Annotated in this window: 9 protein-coding genes; 4 read left to right on the forward strand and 5 right to left on the reverse strand. The window is 34.0% G+C overall.

All coding sequences use genetic code 11. The features are described from left to right. Positions 1-37 precede the first annotated feature (37 nt). The 4 genes from NK356_RS10095 to NK356_RS10110 form a co-directional block, all read right to left on the reverse strand. Positions 38-454 (reverse strand): hypothetical protein, encoded by a 417-nt coding sequence (locus NK356_RS10095; RefSeq protein ID WP_253316898.1) that lies wholly within the window; start codon positions 452-454, stop codon positions 38-40. Between the two features lie 78 nt (positions 455-532). Next, positions 533-1,267, reverse strand: coding sequence for a protein phosphatase 2C domain-containing protein (locus NK356_RS10100; RefSeq protein WP_253316905.1), 735 nt, complete (start codon positions 1,265-1,267; stop codon positions 533-535). A 44-nt stretch (positions 1,268-1,311) separates the two neighbouring features. Continuing rightward, positions 1,312-1,923: a hypothetical protein gene (locus tag NK356_RS10105; RefSeq protein WP_253316899.1), complete on the reverse strand. Its 612-nt coding sequence runs from the start codon at positions 1,921-1,923 to the stop codon at positions 1,312-1,314. Between the two features lie 105 nt (positions 1,924-2,028). Next, positions 2,029-2,427 (reverse strand): immunity 22 family protein, encoded by a 399-nt coding sequence (locus NK356_RS10110; RefSeq protein ID WP_253316900.1) that lies wholly within the window; start codon positions 2,425-2,427, stop codon positions 2,029-2,031. Positions 2,428-2,658: 231 nt separating this feature from the next. Between NK356_RS10110 and NK356_RS10115 the strand changes: the two genes are divergently transcribed. Next, positions 2,659-3,306 carry an MgtC/SapB family protein gene (locus NK356_RS10115; protein WP_081906487.1) on the forward strand — a complete coding sequence of 216 codons (648 nt, stop codon included), beginning with the start codon at positions 2,659-2,661 and terminating at the stop codon, positions 3,304-3,306. Positions 3,307-3,347: 41 nt separating this feature from the next. On the opposite strand, the gene NK356_RS10120 is transcribed toward NK356_RS10115, so the two are convergent. After that, positions 3,348-3,833, reverse strand: coding sequence for a copper resistance protein NlpE (locus NK356_RS10120; protein ID WP_253316901.1), 486 nt, complete (start codon positions 3,831-3,833; stop codon positions 3,348-3,350). A 439-nt stretch (positions 3,834-4,272) separates the two neighbouring features. On the opposite strand from NK356_RS10120, the gene NK356_RS10125 reads away from it, so the two are divergent. The 3 genes from NK356_RS10125 to NK356_RS10135 all read left to right on the forward strand — a co-directional run bounded on the left by NK356_RS10125 (position 4,273) and on the right by NK356_RS10135 (position 8,554). Continuing rightward, positions 4,273-6,411 carry a S46 family peptidase gene (locus NK356_RS10125; RefSeq protein WP_253316902.1) on the forward strand — a complete coding sequence of 713 codons (2,139 nt, stop codon included), beginning with the start codon at positions 4,273-4,275 and terminating at the stop codon, positions 6,409-6,411. Positions 6,412-6,482: 71 nt separating this feature from the next. Then, positions 6,483-7,481, forward strand: coding sequence for a polysaccharide deacetylase family protein (locus NK356_RS10130; protein ID WP_253316903.1), 999 nt, complete (start codon positions 6,483-6,485; stop codon positions 7,479-7,481). Beyond that, positions 7,478-8,554: a GNAT family N-acetyltransferase gene (locus NK356_RS10135; RefSeq protein ID WP_253316904.1), complete on the forward strand. Its 1,077-nt coding sequence runs from the start codon at positions 7,478-7,480 to the stop codon at positions 8,552-8,554. The genes NK356_RS10130 and NK356_RS10135 overlap by 4 nt, the downstream gene beginning before the upstream one ends. Positions 8,555-8,711 lie beyond the last annotated feature (157 nt).

An 8,711-nucleotide genomic window follows, 5' to 3' on the forward strand; every position in this document is an offset into this window, starting at 1 on the left:
AACTTCCGTCTTTTGGGCGGAAGTTTTTGTTTTTTTATTATCGTCGTCTTGAAGGTGCACTTCTAGTATGTGGTCTAACATAAGTCCCATTTTTTCTATAATATCCTTTCACACTTACACTTCCTCCTGAAGAAGTATTACCTGATTTATAATTATATGAGGATGTCTTTGAGGAAGGTGTTGTGGATGATACATAATTACTGTAAGCAGTATAAATTGGATTATATGCCCATCCTGAATAATTCCCCCATTTTATTTTTTTATAGCTCTTTTTTGATTTTGAAGACAAAAATACCTCAGTATTTTTTGGAATAGTTGTAATTATATTTATAGAATCTGTAGAGTTATAAATTTTAGCATCCTCAGATAACAAAACTGTGTAATAATTTGTTGAACATGATAATGCTGTCATGCAAATTGCGAAAAAGCAAAATAGGTTTAAAATATGTTTCATGATATTATTTTATTCTTCAAATCTATGAGAGATTTTTAGGATAGACTTACGGAAAACCGTATTCAACTAATACCTGAATTATTTTATCATCCTTATAATCGCTAAATCATCCGTAGGTTTTATACCATATTGATGTTCCAGCTGTTTAAGTTTTTTGTTGAGCATATCTTCCGTATCGTTGTTTTTCTGATCAATCATCAAGTATTCCATAAAATTGATGACTTCATCAGGATCGGTCTTTTTTATTTTTGAAAAACTGGAAATACCATCAGTAGCAATGGAAACATCATCCAAGTGATTAAAAGATATTTTCTGAGATAGACAGGAATACCATGTTTCAAAATCTTCATGAAGATGATACGCCAAATAATCAGGTTTATTATTACGGTCAAATTCTGTGATATTTCCATTGATACAAATAATTCCGTCACCAATGGCTAGGATGAATCCTTTGTCCTTTTTGATGTCATAAATCAGGATTATAAGAGTAGATAACAGCTCTTTTTCATCCAGCATCAGATGCTTTTTAATAAATTGAAGTTCATTGAATAAGCCTTTGATGATTTCTTTGAGCTCTTCTTCCGGACTGTGCTGGCTATCTTTTTCATATAATAGTTTGTAACCGGATTCAACAATGGTTTTACGCAAAATTTTTCCAATAAGTGTTGAAGCAAAATGACTGTCCATAGCGGTAGAACAGCCATCCATCACAGCACATACAATTTTATCCGAACTGATTTTTTTGATGAGAAGATCATCTTCACAATGATTAATATGATAATCTCCGATTTGTAGGGTAGAATATAAATTCATCAGCTGCAAAAATACTTCTATTTTTTTGATGGATAGTCGTAAGTTTATTCCAAATCATCAATCTCCTTTTGCATCTTATCTTCCCAGTCCTTTCCATTTCTTTTTTCAAGATAAGGATTCACTGTTTCTGTGTATTTCTTTTGTGCTTTTAGATCTATAGGCTCAATAATGCAGCCCGTATTCACATAAGTTATACCATATTTCTTTCGGATGTCCCGGATTTTGCTTAGTGTTGATTCATTATAAGCAGGAATTGAAAAGCCTCCGGCATATGATAGCGTAACCTGATCATTCTGTATATCTTTTTGGGCTTGCAGAATATATTCAGTCTCTTTTTCTGAAAGTTCTTTTTGTTTTTTTATCAGTTCACTTCCAGATGAAATGATGAAGAAAAGAAGAATCATAGAATTGAGAACAGGGTAAATCCTTAAAAACTTAGCCTTGAAGCTTAAATTTTTAATTGATACATTACTCAGAAGATAGGTGATAAGAGCGGTAACAGCTAATATAAAAGGGAAATATTCAAAACCGGATTCTTTAAAGGAATACCAGAAATTGAATTCCAAAGGATAATTAATGAAATAATATCCGGAAATATAGCCTACTGCCAGCAGCAGGATGATAGTAAGATTAATGATAATAAGATTTCTGGTCATGATGATAGTTTACGGATTAAATTATCACTTATTATGCCATTTCAGAATCTTATCCATAACAAGTAACTGCATTTCTGATGAAGTTACTTGTTATTAATGATAGTATTAAATATCGTATTCTATTTCTCCCACATAATGCAGTGAAAAATCATCATTTTCTACAGAAACAGGATTAGGAATCACAAATCTTGTTGCAAAAATGATAGCATTCACAGGCGTATCCAGACTTAGTTCATTCAATTTTTTCTCTAAGATTGGAATCCATTGGTCTGCATAGGAATATTCTGCAAACTTGTCATAAAGACTAAGGTTTTCATCCTCAAAACCATATTCTATAAAGTCATCGTCAAACCACTTAATGTTCTGTGATTCTGCAAACTTGGAAACATACTGATCATCAGTTTCTTCCTCTATATAGTAGTTTTCATCCTCTTCTATAAAGCTATAAAAGTCTTCTTCATTCTTGAAATATCCTAACCAGAAGTGTGAAATTTCTTTGTCCATAATTGTATATAAGTATTATTTTTTGATTTTTTATAAGCAAGATCTTTCCTGTTGATGAGCAATACTTTCAGTACTGCTTTTATACAAGAGAATTGTTACGATTAAAATGTAATATTACAAAAGTTTTTCGTGAAATAAATTTTTTGGAGTAACAACACAAAATCTCTGCAGCAAAGATAGTTCCTTAATGGTATTTTATTGTAAATTTATTCTCAGTTTAAATGTAAAAAAATGGATTTTCTTCAGGACCATTACGCTATTAAAAATGAATTGCTGCTGATTCTTATTTCAGTTATTCTAGGACTGTTCATTGGTGCGGAAAGAGAATACCGTAATAAGTCTGCAGGTCTCAGAACATTTATCCTGGTGTGTTTCGGAGCCTGTCTGTTTACCATACTTTCCATAAAAATAGGTGTTGCGAATCCGGATCGTCTGGCAGCTAATATCATTACAGGAATCGGATTTCTGGGAGCAGGCGTCATTTTCAAAGGAGATAATAAAATTGAAGGAATTACTACAGCAACTACTATTTGGGCCACGGCTTCTATAGGAATGGCGGTAGGTTCCGGCTATATTTATATTGCACTTCTGGGAACAGCGTTAGTTTTGATTGTTTTGAGTGCTTTAACCTATCTTCAGAATTTTATTGATAATTATAATAAAGTAAGAGAATATAAAATTGCTTTGACGCATGCTTCAGATATCCAATATTGTGAGACGCTTTTCAAAGAACATCATTTAAGATATCAGATGCTCAAACAGCAATATTCACCGGAGAGTTTAACAGTTATCTGGAGGCTGACAGGTAAAAACAGTCATCATGAAGAAGTGATCAGAAGGCTCATAGATGATCCGAAGATTACAGCTTACCAGTTTTAGACGATATAAAAGCAAAAAAATAAAGGCCTGAGCCTTTATTTTTATTTTTTCTTAAATACATAATGATCCTTATTCGGACCATCGATCTCTTTTCCTTCCATATCCAGCTGAATCAGCATATTCTCACCCACTTTATATTTATAGCTGGCAGATTTTCCCTTTAAAGTAATCATGCTTCCTGTAGCATCCCAGATGAAAGATCCTTTATCCTGGTTCTTTGAATTTCTGTCAAGATATTCTTCTGTAATGCTGAATGTTTTATCATCATTCAATGTCAATGAAGTCTTGATTCCCGGACAATCAGCACACGGAACAGTTGCTTCATAAGTACCTGCCCAGTCTAAAGCATTTTCAGAAGTATCTCCGGCTGCTGTAGGAGTTGCTTTTGTAATACTGTCGGTAGCAGCAGGCTGTACTGCCGTTGCAGAATCTGTAGTAGCGGTTGTTTCAGTGGTTTCCTTTTTAGAACATGAAGCAAGGAATAGAACAGATGTCATTCCCAACATGAGCATTTTACTTTTCATCATAATAATTAATTTAAGGATGTTTTTAATAATAAAGTTACTTCCAATCAACAAAAACTGAGCCATAGGGAAGGGATAGGATGAGTGAATAAGTAGTGAATGGTGAATAGTGAATGGTGAATGGTGAATTTGCTTCGCTTTTCAATTTTTAATGAATTTACTTATTTTTAATTATAAAAATTCACTATTCACTTGCGAAGCAAAATTGACCATTGACGATCCAATTTTTGAATGAGTCGTGAATAGTGAATAGTCAATTCACTTCGCTTGTCAATTTTTGATGAATTTACTTATTTTTAATTATAAAAATTCACCATTCACTTATGAAGCAAAACTGACCATTGCCTACCCATATTTTCAAAAACGAACTCTTAATAACTTTTCTACGTGTTTTATAAAGCCTGTTCCTATTTTTCTTTGTAAATTGGGCAAAATTTTGATTATGACAAAAAAGATACTTTTATCTGTATTTCTTTTGCCAGCTGCAATGGCATTTGCGCAACAATATGGAGGAATGTGGATTCCTACGGAGCTGAATGAAAAGGAAATGAAGGATTTAGGAATGAAGATTTCTGCAAAAGATATTTTCAATCCTCAGAAACCAAGCATTAAAGATGCGGTAGTACAGTTTAATGGCGGATGTACTGCAGAAATTATTTCGCCTAAAGGATTGCTTTTAACGAACCATCACTGTGGTTTTGGTCAGATTCAGGCACATTCTACCGTTCAGAATGATCTTCTTTCAAACGGATTCTGGGCAAAAAATACAGAAGGTGAACTTCCTAACCCGGGAGTAAAAGTAGATTTTATTGTAGATATAAAAGAAGTTACTGATCCAATATTAGATGGTACAGACAATCTTACAGAGCCTGAGCTTACTAAAAGGATCAACAACAATATTGAGGTGTATAAAAACTCTCAGAAAATTGAATCTTACCAGTCGATCATGGTAAAGCCAATGTATTATGGAAACAAATACTATGCTTACACCATCGAAACGTATAAAGATATCCGTCTTGTAGGAGCACCTCCTCAAAGCATCGGGAAATTCGGAAGCGATACGGACAACTGGGTTTGGCCTAGACATACCGGAGATTTCTCTATGTTCAGAATTTATGCAGACAAGAACAACAAACCTGCAGAATACTCAAAAGACAATGTACCTTACGTTCCAAAACACTATTTACCGGTTTCTATCAAAGATAAAAACGAGAACGATTTTACTTTTGTATTCGGATTCCCGGGAAGAACTACAGAATATCTTCCTGCAATTGGGGTAGAAAAGATCATGAAAGATATTGATCCTGCAAGAATTGCGGTACGTGATGTAGCTTTAAAAACGTTGGACGAAAAAATGCGTGTTGACAATGAAACGCGTATCAAATATGCATCCAAATATGCTTCAGTAGCGAACTATTGGAAAAAATGGATCGGTGAAGTAGAAGGATTGAAAAAATCCAATGCCGTAGAAAAGAAAGTAATGTATGAAGGTTCTTTGGTTGCTAAAAATCCGGAGATCAAGACTACTCTGGATCAGTTGAATAAACTGTACAATGATCAGGCTCCTTATGCATTAAACAATGCTTACTATACAGAAGTAATCAGAAATGCAGAGACTTTGAAGCTTGCTGGTGATTATTATGATTTCGTAGCTTCTGTAGAAGCTGGAAGAATGGATGAAAAGGAACTTTCAAAATTAAAATCAAAATTAACTTCTTTTTATAAGGATTACAGTGCTGAACTTGATGCAAAAGTAACTGCAAAACTATTGGCTTTATACGTGAATAAAACGGCAACACAGTTTTTACCGGCAGGATTCAACAAGTATAAAGACGAGAATGCTAATATTCCTGTAGTAGAAGATATGTCTAAAAACTCTATCATCACAGGAAGAACTGCTGTAAACGGAGGAGCATTGACTACAGATATTGATAAAGCGTTTTCTAATCAGGATAAATTAATCAAGACTTTAAAGAAAGATCCAATTTATCAATTATATGTTTCCATGAAAGAAACGTATATGAAAACTGCAGACCCACAATATACTTCTATGCAGGCAAAAATTGATGCCTTACAGAAAAAGTTTATGGCACAGCAGATGCAGACGGATAAAGACAGAAAATTCTTCCCGGATGCCAACTCAACACTTCGTGTAACGTATGGAAAAGTAAAAGGTTCTACTCCTAGAGACGCTGTTTCTTACGGATATCAGACTCACCTTGCAGGGGTAATGGAAAAATATGTTCCTGGAGATTACGAATTTGATGTTCCAAAGAAACTGATTGATCTTTACAACAAAAAGGATTTCGGAATCTATAAAGATAAAACAGGTGACGTTCCTGTAGGATTCACTGCTACCAACCACACAACCGGAGGAAACTCAGGAAGCCCTGCTCTTGATGCCAACGGAAACCTTGTTGGATTGAACTTCGACAGACAGTGGGAAGGAACAATGAGTGATATCAATTATGATCCACGTTTCAGCAGAAACATCATGGTAGATACAAAATATATCCTTTTCATCATCGATAAGTTCGCTGATTCAAGGTGGCTTGTTGATGAAATGAAAATTATAAAATAATTTTAAAAGTTATACCTTTAAGAATCTATTTGAATTTAATTTTGAATAGATTCTTTTTTATTTAAAATAGGATGAAAGACAGGATCATCAATGTTTTGGCAGCTTTTGAATCTGAGAATATCGGGAAATCATTTCCGCTGGACTATTGTCTGCCGCTTTATCATAGTGTTTCCGATAAAGAACTTCCTCATTTAAAACATGTGATCCGTTATAAGACGACTCAACAGTTTGAAAATGATCTGGATTATATCGCAAAACATTTTCAGTTTGTAAACTGGCAGGAGTTTAAAGAATATACGTCCGGGAATTTCAAACCTCAGAAAAAGATTGCCATGCTCACTTTTGATGACGGCTTCAGAGAATTCTATGATGTTGTAGCTCCCATTCTGGAACGAAAAGGAATTTATGCCTGTAATTTTATCAATCCCGCTTTCATAGACAATGAAGATATGATGTTCAGATGTAAAGCAAGCCTTCTTGCCGATGCTGCTGAAAAAATAAAAACCATAGATCCTGAAATTTATTTTATCCTGTCGTTGAAAAATGTAGACAGACGTGTTTTACAAAAGAAAATCTTATCCATAAATTATCAGGAAAAAGATATTCTGGATCAGCTTGCAGAAAAATTTGAAATTGATTTTAAGGCTTATTCAAAGGAATTTAAACCTTATTTAACAACAGAAGAATTAAAAGAACTTACCAACAAAGGTTTCGGAATTTCTTCGCACAGCTGGGATCATCCGAAATATGGAGATTTATCTTTGAAAGAACAAATGGAAACAACAGATATGACTTTTGATTATTTAAAAGAAAATGATTTCCTGTATGAAAGTTTCGCCTTTCCGTTTACCGATTTTGAAGTAAAGAAAGATTTTTTTGATGAACTCTATAAAAATGAAGAAATCTACTGCAGTTTTGGTTGTGCTGGTGTCAAACTGGACAGTATACAAAGAAACTTTCAACGAATTCCAATGGAAATGGGAGAGAGCGGAGTAGAGACCTTAAAAAAGGAAATCGCTTACTTCAGACTGAAAAAACTCATCCATAAAAATACGATTATTAGAGAATGATAACGCTGAAAACATTCAATAGAAGGGAACTGGAAGATTTTATATCCTCCGGAGATTTTCAGCAATATGATTTTCTTCCCATTACAAGGCACCGTGCACTGTCTCATATTCAAAATCCAAAAGCATCAGATAAAGATGTTCTTCTTATTCTGGCTTTCTATGAAGAAAAACTGGTAGGTTACGTAGGATGTTTTCCGGATAATTTTACCATTGATGGAAAAGGAATCCGTTACGCATGGCTGAGCACTTTATATGTAAACCCTGAATACAGAAAAAAAAGACCGGCAAAAGCATTACTGAAAAGAGTTTTTGAAGAGTACGAGGGCAGAATCGCTATTACAGAATTTACTAAAGAAGCCGAAGCACTCTACAATATTATGGGTGTTTTTGAATATGTCTTTCCTAAAGAAGGGAAACGCTATTACTTCAGAACCGATGCAGCCAAAATGATTCCTGAAAAGAAACCGGGAACAAAACCGTTGAGACCTCTTTTTCAAATTCTGGATGTTGCCGCCAATGGATTGATTTCAATAAAGAATCTTACAGCATCAAAACCGGATTTCAAATATGAAGTTCTGGATCAGATCGACAAAGAAAGTGTAGATTTTATTAATGGATTTTCTGGGAGACGTGATGCAGATGAAATCAACACTTTTATCAATCATCCTTGGGTTTTGGAAGGAAAAAAAGATGAAAAATACTTCTTTTCAAGTTTTGCTGAGATCTTTAAATATTTCTGGATCAAAATTTTCGATCAAAATAATAAGCTCACCTCCTGTTTTCTGTTACAGCTCCGTGATGGCTATCTTAAAATCCCTTACCTTTTTGCAGATGGTAATTTAGATGAGGTTGTTCGGTTTTTACAGGACTTCATTGTAAGCCATAAAGTAAAAGGTTTTACTTCTTATCAAACCCTATTGAACAAAGAAATACAACAGTCAAAAGTATTTTCGCCTATCTACGAACGTGATTTCAAACGGGAATATCTGTTTCACAAAAACCTGCTGGAATTACTTCCTGATCATTTTGAACCAAATTATCAGGATGGAGACGGAGATTGTATGATGACGTAATAGAATTATAAATGATGAATGATAAATGATGAGCTACACATGATCAATGATCAATTATCATTTATCACTGATAAAAAAACAAAGAAGCCGTCTCATTTTCCTTGAGGCGGTTTTTGTTTATAAACTACCCATATTATTTTTTTAGGATGATTTTTTT

This window comes from Chryseobacterium sp. S0630 (assembly GCF_024158915.1).
GTDB lineage: Bacteria > Bacteroidota > Bacteroidia > Flavobacteriales > Weeksellaceae > Chryseobacterium.

What these genes read in the sequence shown, in the direction of transcription:
- NK356_RS10095 (WP_253316898.1), bottom strand. Translation starts at nt 454, where the DNA reads ATGAAACATATTTTAAACCTATTTTGCTTTTTCGCAATTTGCATGACA.
- NK356_RS10100 (WP_253316905.1), bottom strand. Translation starts at nt 1,267, where the DNA reads ATGAATTTATATTCTACCCTACAAATCGGAGATTATCATATTAATCAT.
- NK356_RS10105 (WP_253316899.1), bottom strand. Translation starts at nt 1,923, where the DNA reads ATGACCAGAAATCTTATTATCATTAATCTTACTATCATCCTGCTGCTG.
- NK356_RS10110 (WP_253316900.1), bottom strand. Translation starts at nt 2,427, where the DNA reads ATGGACAAAGAAATTTCACACTTCTGGTTAGGATATTTCAAGAATGAA.
- NK356_RS10115 (WP_081906487.1), top strand. Translation starts at nt 2,659, where the DNA reads ATGGATTTTCTTCAGGACCATTACGCTATTAAAAATGAATTGCTGCTG.
- NK356_RS10120 (WP_253316901.1), bottom strand. Translation starts at nt 3,833, where the DNA reads ATGATGAAAAGTAAAATGCTCATGTTGGGAATGACATCTGTTCTATTC.
- NK356_RS10125 (WP_253316902.1), top strand. Translation starts at nt 4,273, where the DNA reads ATGACAAAAAAGATACTTTTATCTGTATTTCTTTTGCCAGCTGCAATG.
- NK356_RS10130 (WP_253316903.1), top strand. Translation starts at nt 6,483, where the DNA reads ATGAAAGACAGGATCATCAATGTTTTGGCAGCTTTTGAATCTGAGAAT.
- NK356_RS10135 (WP_253316904.1), top strand. Translation starts at nt 7,478, where the DNA reads ATGATAACGCTGAAAACATTCAATAGAAGGGAACTGGAAGATTTTATA.